This is a genomic window from Arenibacter algicola (assembly GCF_018860365.1).
Taxonomy (GTDB): Bacteria; Bacteroidota; Bacteroidia; order Flavobacteriales; family Flavobacteriaceae; genus Arenibacter; species Arenibacter algicola_B.
This window is the reverse complement of the sequence record NZ_JAHKPO010000014.1, coordinates 31,948-52,215: the sequence shown is the minus strand read 5'-3', so window position 1 is coordinate 52,215 and position 20,268 is coordinate 31,948. Positions and strand designations below refer to the sequence as shown.

18 protein-coding genes are annotated in these 20,268 nt (G+C 37.9%); 9 read left to right on the top strand and 9 right to left on the bottom strand.

The window, feature by feature from the left end; translation table 11 throughout:
• The first annotated feature begins 14 nt into the window (after positions 1-14).
• The 3 genes from KO529_RS11505 (at position 15) to KO529_RS11495 (ending at position 1,402) form a co-directional block, all read left to right on the top strand.
• Positions 15-332 (top strand): DUF4870 domain-containing protein, encoded by a 318-nt coding sequence (locus tag KO529_RS11505; protein ID WP_215948031.1) that lies wholly within the window; start codon positions 15-17, stop codon positions 330-332.
• Between the two features lie 82 nt (positions 333-414).
• Positions 415-741: a hypothetical protein gene (locus KO529_RS11500; RefSeq protein WP_085498161.1), complete on the top strand. Its 327-nt coding sequence runs from the start codon at positions 415-417 to the stop codon at positions 739-741.
• Position 742: 1 nt separating this feature from the next.
• Positions 743-1,402, top strand: coding sequence for an alpha/beta hydrolase (locus KO529_RS11495; RefSeq protein ID WP_215948030.1), 660 nt, complete (start codon positions 743-745; stop codon positions 1,400-1,402).
• Here KO529_RS11495 and KO529_RS11490 read toward each other — a convergent pair.
• Both KO529_RS11490 and KO529_RS11485 read right to left on the bottom strand, forming a co-directional pair.
• On the bottom strand, positions 1,399-1,893 hold the full coding sequence (locus tag KO529_RS11490) for a hydrolase (RefSeq protein WP_215948029.1): 495 nt from the start codon (positions 1,891-1,893) through the stop codon (positions 1,399-1,401). The genes KO529_RS11495 and KO529_RS11490 overlap by 4 nt on opposite strands.
• Before the next feature lie 80 nt (positions 1,894-1,973).
• Entirely contained in the window at positions 1,974-2,738 is a 765-nt protein-coding gene (locus tag KO529_RS11485) for an MBL fold metallo-hydrolase (protein ID WP_215948028.1), read from the bottom strand.
• Between the two features lie 88 nt (positions 2,739-2,826).
• Here KO529_RS11485 and KO529_RS11480 point away from each other — a divergent pair, with 88 nt between their 5' ends.
• Positions 2,827-4,287 carry a TonB-dependent receptor gene (locus tag KO529_RS11480; RefSeq protein ID WP_215948027.1) on the top strand — a complete coding sequence of 487 codons (1,461 nt, stop codon included), beginning with the start codon at positions 2,827-2,829 and terminating at the stop codon, positions 4,285-4,287.
• Between the two features lie 74 nt (positions 4,288-4,361).
• Here the strand turns inward: KO529_RS11480 and bcp are convergent, their stop codons facing one another.
• Positions 4,362-4,811: a thioredoxin-dependent thiol peroxidase gene (gene bcp, locus KO529_RS11475; RefSeq protein WP_215948026.1), complete on the bottom strand. Its 450-nt coding sequence runs from the start codon at positions 4,809-4,811 to the stop codon at positions 4,362-4,364.
• An 88-nt stretch (positions 4,812-4,899) separates the two neighbouring features.
• Between bcp and KO529_RS11470 the strand changes: the two genes are divergently transcribed.
• Positions 4,900-5,562, top strand: a complete 663-nt coding sequence (locus KO529_RS11470; RefSeq protein ID WP_215948025.1) for an endonuclease III domain-containing protein — start codon at positions 4,900-4,902, stop codon at positions 5,560-5,562.
• A 234-nt stretch (positions 5,563-5,796) separates the two neighbouring features.
• On the opposite strand, the gene KO529_RS11465 is transcribed toward KO529_RS11470, so the two are convergent.
• Positions 5,797-6,378: an RNA polymerase sigma factor gene (locus KO529_RS11465; RefSeq protein ID WP_031444405.1), complete on the bottom strand. Its 582-nt coding sequence runs from the start codon at positions 6,376-6,378 to the stop codon at positions 5,797-5,799.
• Between the two features lie 745 nt (positions 6,379-7,123).
• Positions 7,124-7,705: an RNA polymerase sigma factor gene (locus KO529_RS11460; protein WP_215948024.1), complete on the bottom strand. Its 582-nt coding sequence runs from the start codon at positions 7,703-7,705 to the stop codon at positions 7,124-7,126.
• 242 nt (positions 7,706-7,947) lie between these two features.
• On the opposite strand from KO529_RS11460, the gene uvrA reads away from it, so the two are divergent.
• Both uvrA and KO529_RS11450 read left to right on the top strand, forming a co-directional pair.
• A complete protein-coding gene (uvrA, locus tag KO529_RS11455) occupies positions 7,948-10,731 on the top strand; it encodes an excinuclease ABC subunit UvrA (RefSeq protein WP_215948023.1) in 2,784 nt (927 codons plus the stop codon).
• A 237-nt stretch (positions 10,732-10,968) separates the two neighbouring features.
• On the top strand, positions 10,969-12,285 hold the full coding sequence (locus KO529_RS11450; RefSeq protein ID WP_215948022.1) for a hypothetical protein: 1,317 nt from the start codon (positions 10,969-10,971) through the stop codon (positions 12,283-12,285).
• A gap of 165 nt (positions 12,286-12,450) precedes the next feature.
• Here KO529_RS11450 and KO529_RS11445 read toward each other — a convergent pair whose 3' ends face one another.
• The 4 genes from KO529_RS11445 to KO529_RS11430 are packed head-to-tail and all read right to left on the bottom strand — an operon-like array spanning position 12,451 to position 17,909.
• Positions 12,451-13,920, bottom strand: a complete 1,470-nt coding sequence (locus KO529_RS11445) for an oligosaccharide flippase family protein (RefSeq protein ID WP_215948021.1) — start codon at positions 13,918-13,920, stop codon at positions 12,451-12,453.
• Positions 13,911-15,191: a glycosyltransferase family 4 protein gene (locus tag KO529_RS11440; RefSeq protein WP_215948020.1), complete on the bottom strand. Its 1,281-nt coding sequence runs from the start codon at positions 15,189-15,191 to the stop codon at positions 13,911-13,913. Before KO529_RS11440 ends, KO529_RS11445 begins: the two co-directional genes overlap by 10 nt.
• On the bottom strand, positions 15,191-17,626 hold the full coding sequence (locus tag KO529_RS11435; RefSeq protein ID WP_215948019.1) for a YfhO family protein: 2,436 nt from the start codon (positions 17,624-17,626) through the stop codon (positions 15,191-15,193). The genes KO529_RS11440 and KO529_RS11435 overlap by 1 nt, the downstream gene beginning before the upstream one ends.
• Before the next feature lie 19 nt (positions 17,627-17,645).
• The gene (locus tag KO529_RS11430) at positions 17,646-17,909 is read right to left on the bottom strand and encodes a DUF4834 family protein (protein ID WP_215948018.1); all 264 of its coding nucleotides are present in this window, start codon (positions 17,907-17,909) and stop codon (positions 17,646-17,648) included.
• 118 nt (positions 17,910-18,027) lie between these two features.
• Here KO529_RS11430 and KO529_RS11425 point away from each other — a divergent pair, with 118 nt between their 5' ends.
• Positions 18,028-19,074 (top strand): transporter, encoded by a 1,047-nt coding sequence (locus KO529_RS11425; RefSeq protein ID WP_215948017.1) that lies wholly within the window; start codon positions 18,028-18,030, stop codon positions 19,072-19,074.
• A gap of 68 nt (positions 19,075-19,142) precedes the next feature.
• Positions 19,143-20,261: a GTP cyclohydrolase gene (locus KO529_RS11420; RefSeq protein WP_215948016.1), complete on the top strand. Its 1,119-nt coding sequence runs from the start codon at positions 19,143-19,145 to the stop codon at positions 20,259-20,261.
• Positions 20,262-20,268: the final 7 nt, after the last annotated feature.

Here is a 20,268-nt window from a genome sequence, read left to right as displayed (position 1 = left end):
CTAAAATCTTAAAGATGGACCAGAATACTATAAGTGAGGGAAAAACTATGGCAATAATTAGTTACATTACTGTAATTGGCCTGCTCATTGCCTTTATAGTGAACAGTGATAAAAAAAATGAATTTGTCAAATTCCATATTGGACAATCATTAAGGGTTTGGATATTAGCCATTGCACTTTCCATTGTCCTTGGACTTATAGCTGTTACTATGGGTATGGGTTTCCTTAGAATATTACAGTGGGCCCCATGGATTTTGGCTATAATGGGTATCATAAATGCCAACAATGGTAAATTGGAAAAATTACCTATTATTGGGTCTATTGGGGAGTAATTATAAGAATCAATAAATTCAGGGAGGTCTAATAAGGGCCTCTTTTTTTGTTCAAATTTTAAACTTGACTAACTTTGCCTCTATGGATAATGTTATTAAGGAAGGAAAGACTACGGCAATTGTGGCTTACCTCACAATGGTTGGGGCGTTGATTGCCATTTCGATGAATTCGGACCCCAAGAACGAGTTTGCCCGGTTTCATACCCGGCAGGCATTTGGATTGCATCTCGTTTTCCTTGGCTTTGCTATCTTTTTAAGCAATTGGTACAACGAATATGCCTGGTATGGCCTTTATGTTTTTTATATAGTACTTTGGTTCTACGGCTTTCTGGGAGCCTTGAACAACAAGAAACAAGAAGTTCCTGTACTTGGTCCCTATTTTCAAAAATGGTTCACTTTTATATCTTAAAATGACTACAGCTCCCCTTTCATTGGAACACCTTATTAGACCTTCAAATAGTAACGAGGGCAAGCCCCCAGTACTCTTTATGTTCCACGGCTATGGAAGCAATGAGGAAGATCTGTTTTCCTTTGCCTCCGAACTCCCTAAAGAACTTTGCATCATATCCGTTAGGGCCCCCTACCCTATGCAACCCTATGGCAATGCTTGGTATGCCATTAACTTTGAAGCAGAAAAAGGCAAATGGAACAATGAGGAAGAAGCGGTTCTCTCCAGGGATAAAATTAAAGTATTTATAGAGGAAGCTTGCAGAACCTATGGACTGGACGAAAAAAATGTAACCCTATTAGGGTTCAGCCAAGGCACCATCCTAAGTTATGCGGTAGCCCTGTCCTACCCAGAGTTGGTCAAAAATGTAATTGCCCTGAGCGGTTATATCAATGAAAACCTTATGTTGAAGAATTATAAGGAAAACGACTTCAAAAATCTAAAAATCTATGTCTCCCACGGAAGTGTAGATCAGGTAATTCCTGTTGCTTGGGCGCAGCAAGCCCCCGCTATTTTAAAAGATCTAAATATAGATTATGTATATGAGGAATTCCCTGTTGGCCATGGTGTGGCCCCTCAAAATTTCTACTCTTTCAAGTCGTGGCTACAGGGCAAAATTTAATTGCTGCGGGTATACAATAAATGGTCCATCAAAGAAAAATCCACACCCAGATCATCCTTAAGTTCATACTTGATCAATACTTCTCCCCAATATTTCCCATCTGAGAAATCGGCCAAAATCCATTTATGGTTTAAAATGTTGATTTTGTTTATTTTAAAATCATTTTCCATACCCTCATAAGGGATTAGCGGATTATCACCTTTACTTTCATTGGTCTCCAATAATTTATCCGAAATATAGAGGCTGGGATCCTTTAAATTTAAATGATCGTAATAGGCCAAGGCGTCATCATTATTTTCCAAAGAAAAATATTGATTGTCCAAAACCTTTATATGTAATTTCTGTATAGAATCCTCCAACTGGGAAAGCTTCTCCTCCTGGGCTTCTATTTTGGTGTTTTTTGTCTTCACCATGTTATTGGTACTTACAAATTGGTAAAGTGCTATTAGTGCAACGAATATGAACAAATACAAGTAAATCTTATGTTTCATTCCCTTATTTTCTATTTAATTGGTTTAATAAAATTGTTTTAAGTTGAAATATTTCCATTAACCCAGATATATAAGGCTGTTTAAACCTCTATAACCAGATTGTCATAGGCCAAATGCACATTATCCGGAAGCTGTTTCTCAACCTCATCATGAAAACCCAATAAGTGGCTTATATGGGTCAAATAAGCCGTTTTAGGCTTCACTATATCAATAAATTCCAAAGCTTCCTCCAAATTGAAATGTGAATGGTGGGGCTCTATTCGCAAGGCATTGATTACCAAGGTTTTTACCCCCTTTATTTTTTCCATTTCTTCTTTTTCCATACTTTTTACATCGGTTAGATATACAAAGTCCTGTATTCTAAACCCAAAAACCTGTAATCTATTGTGTTGCGCCTCTACAGGTATGGCCATTAAGTTTCCAATCCTAAACGGCTTATTATTTTTAATAGTATTGATCTCAACGGCAGGGGCCCCAGGATATCTATTTTCATCGGCGAATATATAATCGAACCGTTGTTTTATAGAAGTAACAACCCGTTCATGGGCGTAGATAGGAATATCCCCTTGTCTGAAAAAAAATGGTCTTATATCATCTATTCCTGCGGTATGATCGGAATGTTCATGGGTAAACAAAATTCCATCTATCTTTACCACATTGTTGGTAAGCATTTGCTGTCTAAAATCGGGGCCACAATCTATTACATAATTATACGAATCCCAAGAAACCATTACCGAAACCCGCAGCCTTTTATCCTTGGAATTATTGCTTAAACAAACAGGGTGTTTGCTCCCAATTACGGGGATTCCCTGTGATGTTCCAGTACCTAGAAAAGTTATTTTCAATCTTACATCTATTTAATCCAAATTTATAACTATTTTATTTAATAGATAGCCCAAACTTTTTAACTTTGCTACAAGTAAATAAGACACTATGTCCAATATTTTTAAGAAGGAAATCGCTTTTACCAATGTCCCGTCCATTAAGGCAAAAACTTTAAGGATAAATTTGAATCCTGATATTTACGGTACATTTTCTGAAATAGGTGCAGGGCAGGAAACTTCCGCGCACTTTTTTAGGTCGGGCGGTGCTTCGGGTACCATTGCTAAAGCAATGAGTGCGTACGACAAGGATTTTAGTGATGCTATTTACGGTATAGAGGAAGACGGTAGATACGTGACCCAGTCCAGGTTAAAAAAGATGTTGGCCCATGAAATGGAGAACATGGACAATAGGATAAGCCGGGAAAAACACCCCGACAGATTGTTTTTTTCCTATGCCAATACCGTTGCTACTATTGATTTCTCCAAGAGATATAAAGGCCATGGATGGATCGGAATCCGATATCAATTGGATCCCAAACAAAAAGAATTAAACGAAATTATCCTACATATTCGCTTTAAACAAAATGAAGCGAGGTTACAACAGGAAACCTTGGGTATAGTTGGGGTCAACCTTATTTACGGTGCATTTTACAAATACGATAAGCCTAGAAAATTACTTAAATACCTTTATGACCATATCGACAAGGATACGGTTGAAATAGATATGGTTAATTTTTCAGGACCAAATTTTACTGAAGTCGATAATAGGTTAATGAGTTTACAGCTCGTTAAAAATGATATGACCGATGCGGTAATGTTTGGACCCGATGGCAATAATCTTTTGCCGGCGACCATTCTTTACAAAAAAAATATTTTGGCCTTACGTGGTAGCTTTAGACCAGTGACCATGGTTAATATGGACATGTTTAAAAAATCCTATGAAATATTTATCAGGGAGCCCAGTGTTGAGGAGGAAAATACCGTTGTTATTTTTGAAATTACCCTTTCCAACCTTCGTGCTTCCGGGGAAATAGATGAACAGGATTTTATGGATCGGGCAGAACTATTATGTTCTTTGGGCCATACGGTAATGATTTCGAAATTTCAGGAGTACTTTAAACTTGTTGAATATTTTAGCAATTATACCAAATCCAAGATAGGTCTTACCATGGGGGTAAACAATTTGGTCGATATTTTTGATGAAAAATACTACCGTCATCTTAGTGGGGGTATCCTAGAGGCTTTTGGTAAATTATTCTTTAAAGATCTTAAAGTTTACTTGTACCCAATGCGCAACGAGGAAACCGGGCAAATTATGACCAGTAACACCATAAAAGTCCACCCTAGAATGAAAGAATTGTACAAATTCTTCAAATACAATGGAAAGGTGATGGACATTATAGATTACGATCCGGAAATACTACATGTTTTCTCCAGGGATGTACTCAAAAAAATAATCAACGGAGAAGAAGGTTGGGAATCCGTACTTCCTGAGGGCATAGCGGAAATAATAAAAAAGAAGAAACTTTTCATCCGTAAACCCATAGAGGAAGAACAGGAAAAAGCCTAATTTACCAGGGTTTTAATGTAAGGGGCTGTAATAATCTTTTGGATAATTACAGCCCCTTGTGCTTGTATCAGCATTTATAGAATTTGTGCAGCGTGGTCTTTGGTCTTGACCTTATCTATTACCTTTTCTACAACTCCGTCCCCATCAATAACAAAAGTCATTCTGTGAATACCATCATATTTTTTTCCCATAAACTGTTTTGGCCCCCAAACCCCAAAAATATTGAGGATGGTATGGTCTTCATCCGCTAACAACGGAAAGGGAAATTGATATTTATTTTTAAAATTTAATTGACGTTTTTGTGAGTCGGCACTAACACCTAGCAGCTCATAACCCTGTGCTTTTAGTTCGGTATAATTATCCCTCAAATTACAGGCCTCAGCGGTACACCCGGGAGTACTTGCCTTTGGATAGAAAAAGACAATTAGTTTTTTACCCTTATAGTCGGAAAGCTTAATATCATTGCCGTTTTCATCCTTAGCCGAAAATGCGGGTACCTTGTCCCCTACTTTTAAAGTATTCATAGTTATATTTTAAGTAAATTTATATTTAAAAACACACCCAAAAGAAAGGGCGTTTCCATAATTATATTTTTATAAAATTACGCAATAAATGACGAAAGCGGAAAAAGTAAACTTTACCATTGAAACTTTACAAACAATATATCCCACCATTCCAGTTCCTCTAGACCACAAAGACCCTTACACCCTGCTGATTGCAGTATTATTGTCCGCACAAAGTACCGATGTTAGGGTCAATCAGATAACTCCGATACTATTTGCCAAGGCAGACAATCCATACGATATGGTAAAAATGACGGCAGATGAAATAAGGGAAATTATTAAACCGGTTGGACTATCACCCATGAAATCCAAAGGAATTTATGGGCTTTCTAAAATCCTGATTGAAAAATATGACGGACAAGTTCCTCAAGATATCGAATTATTGGAACAATTCCCGGCAGTTGGACACAAAACTGCGAGCGTAGTGGTTTCCCAAGCATTTGGCATACCGGCTTTTCCCGTGGATACCCATATACATAGACTCATGTACAGATGGGGGTTTTCCAATGGTAAAAATGTGGTACAAACAGAAAGAGACGCGAAAAGATTATTCCCAAAAGAGTTATGGAACGATCTTCATTTACAGATAATTTGGTACGGAAGGGAATATTCCCCTGCGAGAGGGTGGAATTTGGAAAAAGACATAATAACCAAAACAATAGGAAGAAAAAAGGTTTTGGATGCCTACTACAAAACAAAAAATCCCAACTAGGAGTTGGGATTTTTTAGTCTAGTTTAAATTATTTTCGAATTGAATATTACTATATTCAACTATTTGCAAAGATTTGGAATAGCCAATCAAAAACTTTATAGTTTCAGGACTCGCTTTGGCAAGTTTACACTTGTGTTGATTCTCAGAGTAAATTTTTTCCATAAGATTATAGTATTGTTATGATAAGATAACGCTACTAAAATGGAAATATTGTCCGGTTCGTCCTATGACCTATTAATTCGTTAAAACGATATTATGTTTTTCAATAATTTTTCTAAGGTTTATAAGTGCGTATCTCATTCTTCCCAAGGCCGTATTGATACTAACCCCAGTGTTTTCAGAGATTTCCTTAAAGCTCATGTCTCTGTAAATACGCATTAAAAGAACTTCTTTTTGATCGTCCGGTAATTCTTCTATTAATAATGTAAGATCAGAATCTATTTGATCCTTGATAAGTTGTTTTTCTACATTAAGTTTATCATCACCAATTACGGAAAAGATATTGAAATCATCATTCCCTTCAAACATTGGCATTCTTTTGTTTCTTCTAAAGTGATCAATTACCAAGTTGTGGGCTATTCTCATTACCCAAGGCAAAAACTTACCTTCCTCGCTATAATTTCCCTTTTTTAAGGTTTTAATCACTTTAATAAAGGTATCCTGAAAAATGTCCTCTGAAACATCCCGGTCCAATACCTTAGAATAAATAAAGCTACTAATACGTTGGTTGTGCCTGTTGATCAAAACCTCTAAAGCTTTTTCATTACCGTTAATGTAATCCTTTACTAATACTGAGTCATCTATTTGCAGTTCCATACAAAATATTGTTTTTGGTTAAACTAGGGGGCCTCCCCTTTCGGTTCGGACTTTTTTTTTATTACTTCTTTTTTTTGAAGACTTTAAATCTTCATTATTAATTAGCAACAGGATAAAAGTATATAAATGGTAAGGTGTGCAAAAAACTATGTTGTAAAACCCCCGTTAATTGATGTCAAATGCCAATTTTCTTATTTTACGCATAATAATTGGTCAAAAATGAAGTTGAAAGGGCCTAAAGGAATTATTGGTAAGACTATTTATTATTATCAGCTGCTGGAAAGATAGAATAACCTATATATTAATGAATAAAGAAAACACGTACAGTTTATTCTAATGGTCCTACTATAAGGATACCCTGGTTATAAAATTAATGGGCAGGGTATTACATTGTGAAATGAAATCCTGGGAGTATACTTATTAAGGTATAGCTTTTTAAAACTAATTACCCATGTATTTAAGTAAACCATTACTTAAATACATGGGTAAGCACATACTATTGATAAAACTGTTGTAAGCCTCTAGTTTAAGCAATGCTCATCCAATTCATCCTTACACTTATCGCATTTAATGATATAAAGTGATTTAGAGTAATTCAACAAAAAATCTATTTTGGACCTACGTGTAGACATTAGTTTACAATTGTTCTTAGTAGTAACGTTGAATTTCCCCATAATAATATATTGTTATTGTCAAATAACGCAAGTGTTATGAAGAAATTAACCAAAAGCGGTTGTAAGGCCTATTAATTCGTTAAAATAATGTTGTTCTTTTCTACAATCTTCCGAAGGTTGATAAGTGCATAGCGCATTCTGCCCAAGGCTGTGTTAATACTAACCCCTGTATTTTCAGATATTTCCTTAAAGCTCATATCCTTATATAAGCGCATTTCCAGAACTTCCATCTGGTCTTTCGGTAATTCCTTGATAAGAAGTGTCAGATCCTGATCTATCTGGTCCTTAATAAGTCTCCTTTCAGCATTTAACTGATCATCGCTAATTATGGAGAAGATATTAAAATCATTGCTGCCTTCAAATCTGGGCATTCGTTTATTCTTCCTAAAATAATCGATTATTAGATTATGCGAAATACGCATTACCCAAGGCAGAAATTTTCCTTCTTCATTATAATTACCCTTCTTTAGGGTTCTTATAACCTTTATAAAGGTATCTTGAAAAATATCTTCTGTAATTTCCCGATCTTGTACTTTGGAATAAATAAAACTGCTAAGTCGCTGGTTGTGGCGGTCAATTAGTTTTTCCAGGGCTCTTTCGTCCCCGTTCATGTAGTCTTTTACTAGTACTGAATCTTCTATTAATAGTTCCATACAAATTACTTTTTTGAGGCTAAAATGCCAGACCTGTTTTGTGTTACAAGTGCATTTTGAGCAAAATTTTAAAAAAGTAATTTTGTTACGTATAGGCTATTTAGGGTTTATTATGCATCAAATATAAAAAAAATTAAATCGAATCTTACTACTTTCCTTCAATGAATATAATTTAGTTGTAAGACAAAGGCTACTAGCTAATAAAACTCACATATCGTATCTTTGCAAACTTAAATACGAGCATGACCACTATAACAGACGTTAATCCCAAGCATAATATTATAATTAAAGGGGCAAAGCTCCATAATTTAAAGAATATCGACGTTGTAATACCACGTAATAAACTAGTGGTCATTACGGGGCTGTCCGGTTCGGGAAAATCAAGTTTGGCCTTTGACACCCTTTATGCCGAAGGACAAAGAAGATATGTTGAAAGTCTCTCCTCCTATGCCAGGCAGTTTTTAGGAAAGTTGGACAAGCCCAAAGTGGATTATATTAAAGGTATAGCTCCGGCCATTGCCATTGAACAAAAGGTAAATTCTACCAATCCTAGATCTACCGTGGGAACCACTACTGAAATCTATGACTATTTAAAGTTAATGTTCGCGCGTATTGGGAAAACTTTTTCCCCAATTTCGGGCAATGAGGTTAAAAAACATACTGTTTCGGACGTAGTTGAGCATATTAAAACCTTTGAAGAAGGCACAAAATTACTTTTGCTTGCCCCTATTAAAATAAGTGCCGATAGAGACCCCTATAAATCGCTCCAATTATTTTCCAAGCAGGGATTTGCAAGAATATTGTACAATGGAGAGGTTACTAGGATAGATGAGGACCTAAAGGATATAGGCCGGGAATTTGAACTGGTGGTAGACCGAATTATATATAAAAACGACGAGGACTTCTTCAATAGATTGGGCAATGCCATAGATACGGCCTTTTTTGAAGGAAAGGGCGAATGTATTGTTCAGGACCTGGCAACTGGCCAAAATACCCATTTTAGCAATAAATTTGAATTGGACGGAATGCAATTCCTAGAACCCAATGTTCATTTGTTCAGTTTCAACAACCCTTATGGGGCATGTCCCAAATGTGAGGGCTATGGGGATGTTATAGGAATAGATGAAGACCTGGTTATTCCCAACACCTCACTCTCGGTTTATGAAAACGCAATTTTTCCTTGGCGAGGGGAAAGTATGGGATGGTACAGGGATGAATTGGTGAATGTAGCTTATAAATTCGATTTCCCTATCCATAAACCTTGGTATCAGCTATCCGATGAGCAAAAGCAACTAGTTTGGGAAGGAAACAGCTATTTTACCGGTATCCATAAATTCTTTGAAGGCCTAGAAGAAAAAAGCTATAAAATACAGAATCGGGTAATGCTATCCCGATATCGGGGCAAAACCAAATGCAGTACTTGTAAGGGAAGGCGTTTAAGGAAGGAAACCGACTATGTAAAAGTTTCGGGGAAATCTATTTCCGACCTTGTGGAATTCCCAATAGAAGATCTTATCGGCTTCTTTAACCACATTAAACTTAATTATAACGAAGAGAAAATTGCCAACAGATTACTTAGGGAAATAGAAAGTAGATTGGGGTTTCTTAATAATGTAGGACTTAGTTATTTAACGTTGAACAGAAAATCCAATTCCTTGTCCGGTGGGGAAAGTCAACGAATAAATTTGGCAACTTCATTGGGAAGCAGCTTGGTAGGCTCAATGTACATATTGGACGAACCCAGTATTGGCCTTCACCCAAAAGATACCGAGAATCTAATAACCGTACTAAAATCGTTGCGGGACTTGGGCAATACCGTAATTGTAGTGGAACATGATGAAGACATTATGAAGGCTGCAGATGAGGTTATCGATATTGGCCCGGAGGCGGGCACGCATGGCGGAGAGGTGGTTGCCCATGGCACCATGGATGAAATTCTTAAATCCAATTCCCTTACGGCGGCTTACCTTAACGGTAAAATGGAAATTGCAGTACCAAAAACAAGAAGACCTTTCAAAAATTACATAGAAATAAAGGGAGCTCGGGAAAATAACCTTAAAAATATTGATGTTACCTTTCCTTTAAACGTCTTAACAGTCATTACCGGAGTATCGGGAAGTGGAAAAAGTACTTTGGTAAAAAAGCTTCTATATCCTATAGTTCTAAAGGAACTTGGAGGCTACGGTGAGAAAGCCGGGCAATACAGTTCCATGGAAGGTAAATTTCAATCCTTAAAGCACGTAGAATACGTTGATCAAAACCCAATTGGTCGTTCTTCCAGATCCAACCCCGTAACCTACATTAAGGCTTATGACGATATCCGTAATCTTTTTGCCAACCAGAAATTAAGCAAATTAAGAGGGTATCAGCCCAAACATTTTTCTTTTAATGTTGACGGTGGCAGGTGTGAAAAATGTAAAGGCGAAGGAGAGATTACCGTAGAAATGCAATTCATGGCCGATGTGCATTTGGAATGCGAAACCTGCAACGGAAAAAGGTTCAAAAAAGAAGTTTTGGAAGTGAAATTTGAAGACGCCAATATAGATGATGTCCTTAATATGACCATTGATGATGCCGTAGATTTCTTTGACAAAAACAATCAATCCAAAATTGTAACCAAGCTAAAGCCACTTCAAGATGTTGGGCTGGGATATGTCACCTTGGGACAATCTTCCTCCACCCTTTCAGGAGGGGAAGCGCAGCGTATTAAGCTGGCCTCATTTCTAGTAAAAGGGAACACCAAGGACAAAGCCCTATTTATTTTTGACGAGCCCACAACAGGTCTCCATTTCCACGATATTAAAAAATTGCTTAAATCGTTTGATGCATTGATCGGCAAAGGACATTCCATAATTGTAATAGAGCACAACATAGACTTGATAAAATGTGCCGATTACATCATAGACCTAGGCCCGGACGGAGGAAATAAGGGAGGACAACTATTGGCGCAGGGAACCCCTGAAATTGTTGCAAAGAACAAAGCTTCCTACACGGCAAAGTATTTAAAAGAAAAACTGCCCAATTAGATATAGTCGTTGGTTTAAAACTTTTGGCTATAGGCTATTGGCTCTTGGCTATTTGCCAATGGCTTTTGCCCACCGGTTTATTTTTCCTTCAACCTATTTCCTTCACAAGGTTATAAACAAATAAATTATAAACATCTAAAAATCAATATATTAAATTATTAATTGATTTTTTGGCATGCTGTTTGGTATATACAAATTGAATGTAAATAGTTGCATTCAAAATTAAAACCTTATATCATGAGAAATTTAATACTCCTTTTTACAGCGCTTATATTAGGTACTTCGGGTTCCAAGGCAGCTTCAGTGGAAGATAAGGTTGCCACAAGCAATTCTTATAGAAACAACAACTCATTTATTTTTGTTGAAAATGGCATTACATTTTCAGTTTATCCTGATGGGGAGTTCGATTTCTATATTGACAATAGAGGTGGCGTGAATGCTAATGTAAATTTTGGACATACCAATATTACTTTCAATTCAGGTTACGATTACAACCCTTATGTACAGTATGACGATTACGGTGCAGTTATACAGGTTGAGAATGTTCCCATATACTATGATTACTACGGTAGGGTAACCCAAATTGGGGAGGTAGATATCAACTATAATAGTGGCAGGGTATCCAGAGTTGGTGGTCTTTATGTGTACTACAACAACCGTGGGCTTTACAGCCACCACAGGGGGTTCATTAATGTCTATAACAGGCATTATGTGTATAGCCCTTTCCACAGCTTTTTCGTAAGACCGGCCTTAGGCTTTAGTCTAGTATTTGGTAGCCCTTACAGAAGGTATTACCAACCTGTAAGATATACCTACTATAGGCCATATCATCACAACCACAGAAAAGCATATGCTAAAATAGGTCACCATTACAAATACGACAAAGGGCATCATAATAAGAGAAGTACCATTTATAGAAACGACAAACGAGTTGCCGTTAGGGATAATGGGTATAGAAATAACAGTAACCTAAGATCCAACAGGTCCGTTGCAAGTAGAAATGATGGGTTAAGAAAAAATAACACTGTTTCCAGAAGTACTACATCCAGAAGCAACAATGTTAGTGGCAGAAACAATAATGTTTCAAGATCTACCACTCAACGTAGCAATGGAAACGGTACGGTAAAGAGAAGTACTACTGTAAGAAGCAGTACACCAAGTTCTAGAAATGACAGATCAGTTTCCAGAAGTTCTTCGATCCGCCCAAATAATAAGGGCAATGTTCAAAGAACCGTAAGTAGAACAACCAATACAAGGAGTAGTAATGGCAATGGAAGTTCTGTAACAAGGAGCAAAGCAGTTGTATCCAGACCTTCCGGAAATACCAGAACAGTGGTAAAAAAGGAAGTTAACAGAAGCCCTAGAAATACTTCGATAAGTAGAAGTTCTTCAAGTAGAAGCAATAGCGGTTCATCTGTAAGGAATACTACTGTAAAACGACCAAATGTACAGTCGAAAAGTACTGTAAAAAGGTCGGTGACAAAGTCATCTTCCAGCAGTGCAAGAAAAGTTTCAACGGCTTCCACAAGAGGAAGAAGTTCTAGAAGTAATTAAAAATAGTTTTTAGGTTGGTTAGTTGTTTAGCCCCGCAGCGAATTCGTTCCTGCGGGGTTTTACTTTCTTAGTGAGATTGGTGTGCTCCAACCCGTTCTTCGAAATATTAAAAATGCTTTTCGCTTAATGAATGTAAGGCCTGTCCTAGAGATAATCCACCTTGTCCTATTTTTTCCTCCCCAACTTTCCCAAATAAAATGAAATGGCCCCAAATACGTCTTCGGAAATTCTGAAGCGATATAAAACAAAAACATAACCAAGCAGAATCAACATACCCCTTAGGGCAATGTTCACGAATGGATGGAATGGAAACGATACAAAGTAAAAAATGGCAGATAGTATAACGAGAAGAAAAACAACTTTAAAAGTCTCCTTTGTAATTGGTTGAATACCAAATTTTAATTTAACAAAACCCAATTTTATGGTATTGTAAATAAAAAAAGCCATAAAACTAGCTATGGCCGCACCGTCCAAGCCGTATTTTGGAATAAGCCATAGGTTCAACAAAATGGTTAGGATTGCCAAGGCAACCCCCATAAGGAGCAATGCCCTATAAAAATCCGAATTGTACATTATAGCATTATTGTTGCCCAAAAGGGCATCATATACTCTGGCAAATCCAATGATAAAAACAATTGCATATCCGCCACGATAGGATTCGGGCAATAAATTGTACAAATCATTTAGATTTAGAATAATCAAAATAAATATGAGCCCAGATACTATAAACAAGGTAAGCGAGCTCTTTTGATATAATGTTTTAAGAGCCTTCATATCCTTTTTATGAAGTATTTCCGCAGTTAAGGGATAAGTAATGTTGTGCATAGACCTGGACGGAACGGCAATGACGGTTGCTATATATCCTGCAACACTGTAATAGGCTACATTTTTAATTTCTATAAATTGATTGATCATCACCTTGTCTACCTCCAACAGAACTATTGCGGCAGATCCGCCCAATATAATTAGGGTACTATAATTTATAATTTCACGGCTGTTTGCAGGAAAATTAAAATCCAACTTTAATCGTAGCGACCTTAAAGCGTAGATCTGCATTATAAGCGTCCTAAGGATATACATCCCTACCATGGCATTGAGAAAGGTCAGTACCGAAATCAGGTCCCAATAAACCAACAGAAGTAGAAATGTAATCACTATTCTGCTGAATACCTCCTTCATAAAGTTCCCAAAAACCGATTTCATCTGAACCTTGGCCCATGCGTAAAACACTTCAAAATAGGCCATGGCCACACCAATAATGAAAATATGCCATACATACCCTTTCACTATTGGGTTCTCCTTGGACAAGAAATTACCAATGGTCTCATTGGCCAGGTAGGAAATGGCCCCAATAGGTACAATAAGTATTAGCGGTAAGAAAACCATAAGGGTCAAAAAACCATCCTTCCCATTAAGTTCCTGGAAACCCGAATAATATTTGACCAAGGTGTTTGGAATCCCAAATGCCAATAGCGGCATTAAAACGGACGATGCGGACAGTATTACATTGACCAAGCCAAAATATTCGTCCGATAAAAACCGTGTATATAGAAAAAGTAGGTTCAAGGCCCCTATGGCAAAGCCACCATAGGTAATCAAAGTATTGTTCAATGATTGTTTTAAGACTATTCCCATGCTAAATACCTGGACAACTTTGCCGTTAATTCCCTTCTGTGATATTGTTCAACCTCTGCCTGAGGCAAAACCAATTGATCTTTTTTATATTCTTGAAACCATTGCAACAGGGTACTTTTTAATTCACCCAACTGGGCATAGGTATAGGTCTCCCCCGTTTTGGATCCTGCAATTAGATCTCCAACCTCCCAGTTGGTTGGACCTACACCCAAGATAGGCCTTTTTGACGCCATATACTCAAATACTTTTCCCGGAATAATACCTTGGGTCTCTTCAGAATCGATCTCTATCAACAACAGCACTTGTGACTTTCTTTGATATTGGAGTGCCTCATCGTGCGAAATATAGCCCAATAATTTGGTATACGATTGAAGTCCATAGAAATAGATACTTTCCAATACATCCGAACTAATGACTCCCGCCAATTGCAATTTGAAACATTTTTTAAAATCCGGGTATTCCTGAATTAATTCTGATATGGCCTTCCAAAGATTCAAGGGGTTCCTCCCTGTAAGCAGTGACCCTATATGGGAAATGGTAAAATCGACATCCAAAGCCACGGAACCGCCCAGGGTTGTATCATACCCATTGGTGATAACAGTAATAGGTTGTTGGGTTATATTGGAAAACTCCCGTCTTGTTGTATCACTGGTCACAATTATCTTATCGGCTTTATTTAGCACCAAGTGCTCCAGCTGTTTATGCCTTGCTTGGGAAGCCTTGGTCAGTTTCAATTTTTTATGATAGCCGATCGAGGTCCACGGATCCCTAAAGTCCGTTATCCACCTAATTTTGGTACGGTTTTTTAGTTCAAGGCCAATAAGATGCAGACTATGTGGAGGGCCGGTTGTTATAACGGTTCCAATGTTTTCTTTTTCAAGGACATCCACCAAAAAATCAACGGAAGGTTTTATCCAAAATTTTCTGGCATCGGGAATAAACAGATTACCCCGTATCCATAACAACGCTTTTTCTACAACAGATTGATTTTTGGAATTGATTATTCCAGCGCTGATCTTTTTGGTCTTTTTTTTGGAAAATATTCGAGCAAAGCCATAAGGTTCATAAATGGGCTTTTTATATATTTTTACACCTGCCGGTACTTCATCCACTAAAGATTCGTCTATTATGGGATAATTGGGGTTTTCCGGAATATATACAATAGGTTCTATATCATAATCCCTAAGGTATTTCACAAACTTCAACCATCGCTGTACTCCAGGTCCACCTGCCGGAGGCCAATAATACGTGATGATGAGTACCTTCTGCATTAAGCCGCTGGTTTTTTCCTAGAACCCCAAAAAGCATGACCAATTCCAAAAAAGAACACCAAGATCAAGATTATTGAGCTTGCCATAGTTATGTTGCCTCCAACCTTAATAAGGCTAGGCTCAAACTTAAACTCAATTTTATGTGTTCCCGCAGGAATTTCCATTGCCCTGAGCACATAATTTACCTCAAAATGCTCTTTCAATTTCCCGTCGATATAGGCATTCCAGCCATGTGGATAGTACATTTCGGAAAATACGGCAACACCAGGATTGGCATTATTGGAACTATAGGTTAAATGGTTAGGCTTATATTGAGTAAGCCTTATACTCGCAGTAGAGTCCGTCTTATAATTGAGCTCCTTTATATCTGCAAATTTTGATTTGTCAAAAACAGCTTTGTGCTTTACATCCAGAGTATTCAAGGCCATTATTTCGTCATTGGCATTATAAACCGGCACCAATTCATCTATAAACCATGCGTTGCCATTGGCATCAGGATTTAATGCCGGATAGCTCCTGCCCTCTTCATCTTGCTGTACCACATATTTTACATTGAGCATACTTAAAACCCGAACGTTGTTCTTGGAAATGTGAAAGTCGAACAAATCTTGGATTCCCGCCGGTTTAGCAGCATGGTAGCCCCAAATGGATTGGTGAAAATAGGCAGTACGGCCTCCCCCGCCGATCTCGGAAGGGTCGTACACCCGAAAAATGGAAGTATCCTTGGCAATCTGCTTGTCCATTTCAGTTTCCTGAAAAGGTTCCAGCATTCTTCGTTGGGCTACAAAATCGTCCTCATTTACATAGCGCTTGGCAACCCCTACCAAATCGAACACTACCAGCACCCCCAACAGAACAATCACCAAATTCTGTTTCAATTTATTCTTTAAATAGAACCAAACAACAAGAGCAGCCAAAGCGACATAGATCAGTGACCTAAAAATGTCCGCATTGTAAACGGCCTTCCTATCTGCCACAATTAAGGAGACAATGTCATCGCCATAATACTGGCGATAGGTTTCATCGCTCTGTCCGGTAAAACTAAACATTCCCTTGACCAGAAAAAGAAGTACTCCGATACCCAAAGTAATGAAAAGCGTTAATTTTAAGTCCTTTAGTTTCTTGGAAGTATCCTCTTTGGGATCAAAAAGTTGTACCAAAGCAAGGATGGTCAAAACAGGAACGCAAAGTTCCAGAATGACCTGAATGGATGACACCGCTCTAAATTTATTGTACAACGGAAAATAATCGATCATTACATCCGTAAGAAGACCAAAATTTTTGCCCCATGAAAGAAGTAGTGCCATTATAGTACCTCCCAAAAGCCACCATTTTACTTTTCCCTTAACCAAAAATAGCCCCAGAACAAAGAGAAAGAACACAACGGCCCCAATATAGGCAGGGGCGGCAACAATAGGCTGGTCTCCCCAATAAAGTGGCAAAGCACTGGTAAAATCCAATGCCTTGGTCCTGGATATTCCGTTCTCCGTTAAAAAAGTATAGGTTTTGGAATCGGCTCCCAGATCCTCGCCTCCGGAACCGCCAAAAAGTCTTGGCACGAATAAATTCAAGGATTCTACAATGCCGTAACTATATTGCGTAATATATTCCCGGTCCAGGCCAGAACCGCTTTCTTTGGGCTCTCCATTGGCAGTTATGGTAAGGTCCGATTTTCCCCTTGTACTCCAATCCGCATATTCCTTTGTCGCCATTAGACCAGTAGCATTGGCGGCTATTCCCAACAACACCGCCAAAACCAGGATTCCGACCGAAATACCAAAATGTTTCAATTTCTTTTTCTTAATGGCATCCACTAGATATACACCCCCAAGAATAAGCACCAACAACATAAAGTAGTAGGTCATCTGGTAGTGGTTGGCACCGACTTCCAAGGCCATGGCAATGGCCGTTAGGAGAAACCCCCAGAGGTATTTCTTCCTAAACACCAAAATTATTCCCCCTAAGAGCATAGGCATATAGCCAATAGCATGCGCCTTTGCGTTGTGCCCTACCCCCAATATAATAATCATATAGGTAGAGAAACCAAAGGCCAGTGCTCCCAGCACCGCCAACTTGTAATCTACCTTGAGACAGCATAGCAAAATATAAAAACCGATAAGATATATAAAAAGATAATCTGCTGGTCTAGGTAAAAATCGGATAATCCGATCCAACTTTTTTACATAATCATGTGGATAATAGGCTCCCAATTGATAAGTGGGCATTCCGCCGAAGGCGCTATTGGTCCAATACGGTTCCTCTCCAGTTTTCTTTCGAAAATCGTTTTGTTCCTTGGCCATTCCCGTAAACTGGACAATATCGGATTGCTCTATCACCTTCCCCTGAAGTACTGGATGGAAATAGGCTAGCGCTACAATTATAAAAAATACGGTTACAAAAAAATGGATAAAAAAGGCTCTTAGACCGTTTCTCATGTTTGGTTATGGTAAAAGGTTATTCAATTTCCTCAAAATCTATGTATTCTCCAACATTTTTTGAGCTGTTCTTTTTCTTGGTCGTTTTCCTATCAATTATAACGTCACCTATTTGCTCTTCTTCCTGAGTTTGCTGACCGGCAAAACCTTCAAACTGTTCCTTGAAATGTTCCTCGGTCTTCTTTGCTGCGTACTTAAACAATTTAGGCGCAAACCATTTAGCCAGTATTTTAAGCAAATAGTATACTAAGAGTACAATTAGTATCGTTTTTAAAAAACCCATAATAAGTTGACAAATTTTATATCAAAAGTACAATTCTAACGTTGTATTAATAGTGCAAAAGTCTTAAAATAATAATAAAATAGTACCTATGGAGTATAATGTTTCCACGAAACGCCTTATGAAAATACTAATATTTGGAATTTTCACCATTCCATTGGTCGCTTTTTCGCAATACACCGATGTCATCAACTCCAATAGACCTGGACTATCTGTAAGTGCATATGCCATTGGCACCAATGTTTTACAGGCCGAGTTTGGCGTTGCTTATGAACAACAGGACCATACTAGGCTAGCTACCGAATCCAATATTTTTGGAGCCGATCTGTCATTGCGCTATGGCCTACTTTTCGAAACCTTGGAGTTGAATTATGAAGGTACTTTCGACAATCAAAATAAAACATATACCAACACAGGGGTAGAAATTACGAACACCGATTTTTCCAGAAACAGAATAGGTTTAAAATTTTTGGTTTACGATCCTTTCAAGAATCCCGAAAATAACAAGCCCAATCTTTATAGCTGGAAGGCCAACTACGGATTTAAGCTAAAAAATCTAATCCCGGCCGTATCGGTCTACGCAGGTGCCAATTTTGTATTGGGTGATAATCCGTTTTACCGAGGTGACCCAACAGTCTCCCCAAGGGTAATGGTTGCGACACAAAGCAGGCTCACCCCAAGATTTGTACTTATTTCCAATATTGCCTATGACAGATTGGGAACGGATTTTCCGGAATGGAACTACACGGTATCCTTATCCCACGCCTTCAGAGACCCAAAATGGAGTGTCTTTGTAGAAAACCAAGGGATAAAAAGTGATCGGTATTCGGACGTTCTTTTAAGAAGTGGGGTGGCCCATTTGTTGGGCGAGAATATGCAGGTAGATATGAACTTGGGTGCTAGTTTTAAAAATACGCCCAGCAGGATTTTTGCCACAATGGGATTCTCCTATAGGATAGACATGCACAGGGACAAGGTGAAGGCCATAGAGGATCAAAAAGCAGGAGAAAATGGCGGGCCCATCAACAAGAACGCCATGAAGAAAAAGAAAAAAAAGAAAAACAAAGGTTCCGGCGCTGAGGATGTTGATTTGGGGCCTACTAAAAAACAACTGCGAAAACTAAAGAAAAAGGAAAAGAATAGGGACGATTCTGAAATTGATTTCTAACAAAATAACTTTTGTACTTTTTCCTATAGATTAATATTGCTAATATTGAACCATACAAGATAAATGGTATGGTTACTCTAAAAGAAGCAAAAACAAAATCGGAACTTAAAGATTTCGTACAATTTCCTTTTTCACTTTACAAGGATTCCCCTTATTGGGTCCCTCCTATTATAAATGATGAGCTGGATTCTTTTGATAAAAGCAAAAATCCGATTTTTAAGGATGCCGATGCCTGGTTTTTTCTAGCTTATAAGAACAATAAAATTGTGGGCAGGGTCGCAGCCATTATCAACAGATTGGAAGTGAACCAACAGCAGGTAAATAAGATGCGTTTTGGTTGGTTCGATTTTGTGGACGACTTTGAAGTTACGGAGGCACTGTTCAATAAGGTGGCCGAAATAGGAAAAGAACATAAGTTATCATACATGGAAGGACCTGTAGGTTTTTCCAATCTGGACAAGGTAGGCGTACTAACCGAAGGTTTTGATGAGATAGGCACCATGATTACTTGGTATAACCATCCGTACTATGTAAATCATTTTGAACGCTTTGGGTTTGTAAAGGAAAAGGAATACATGGAAAACAAATTCCCCTTTAGCAATGCGGAGCCCAAATTCTTTCAAAAGGCAAACGAATTGGTCCGAAAAAGATATGGTGTAAAGGAATTAAACTTTACTAAAACCAAGGATGTAATGCCCTGGGCAGATAAGATGTTCGATCTTTTTAACGAGACCTACTCCTCTCTTTCTTCCTTTGTCCGCATCACCGATATCCAAAAAGAATACTTCAAGAAAAAATACATCAGTTTTATAAATCCCGAGTATATCAAATTCATATTGGATAAGGATGACAAATTAATAGCATTCGGAATAGTAATGCCTTCATTTTCCAAAGCCTTGCAGAAAGCGAAGGGAAAATTATTCCCTTTTGGCATATTTCATTTGCTCAGCGCAAAAAAAAATAGCAAAGAAGTTATATTTTATTTGATAGGGGTTCTTCCAGAATACCAGAACAAAGGAGTTACTGCCGTAATGTTCAATGAATATTACAAGACCTTTAAGGCCAAGGGAATTGAAAAATGTGTTAGGACTCCAGAATTGGAGGAAAATGTCGCCATTCGCCAGATATGGAAACATTTCGACCCAAAAATATATAAGAGACGAAGGACCTACAAAAAGGAACTGTAAGTGGTCT